This window comes from Micrococcus sp. HG099 (genome assembly GCF_024723355.1).
GTDB lineage: Bacteria > Actinomycetota > Actinomycetes > Actinomycetales > Micrococcaceae > Micrococcus > Micrococcus endophyticus.
In genome coordinates this window covers 1-453 of record NZ_JANQCJ010000304.1, presented here as the reverse complement: position 1 = coordinate 453, position 453 = coordinate 1, and the positions used below count along the sequence as shown (strand labels likewise).

The following is a 453-nucleotide window of genomic DNA, read 5'->3' as shown; positions in this document are numbered from 1 at the left end:
CAACATTGGCAGTCCGTTACCCGGAGAAAAAGCGCTGGCAAAGGAGTTTGGCGTAGCCCGGATGACCGTCCGCAAAGCGCTGGATCTGCTGGTAAGCTGGGGGCTGGTTGAACGTCGACACGGTAGCGGGACGTTCGTGGCGCGCAAAGACGTTCATCATGAAACGACTAACCTGACTGGGCTGGTGGAGGTATTGCGCCAGCAGGGGAAAGAAGTGCAAAGCAAGGTGTTGCTGTTTGAAGTGATGCACGCGCCGCCCGCCATCGCCAGCCAGCTGCGGATTCAGGTTGATGAGCGGATCTATTTTTCAAGGCGGGTGCGTTACGTGGACGGAAAACCGCTGATGCTGGAGGACAGCTTTATGCCGGTGAAGCTGTTCCGCAATCTTTCCCTGGCGCATCTCGAAGGGTCTAAGTTTGATTACATCGAGAAGGAGTGTGGGATCACCATCAG

The 453-nt window shown here is 56.1% G+C and carries 1 protein-coding gene; it reads left to right on the top strand.

The window, feature by feature from the left end; translation table 11 throughout:
- Positions 1 to 453 (top strand): GntR family transcriptional regulator (locus tag NWP10_RS12345; RefSeq protein WP_258301096.1); only part of this gene is annotated, 453 nt, incomplete at both ends.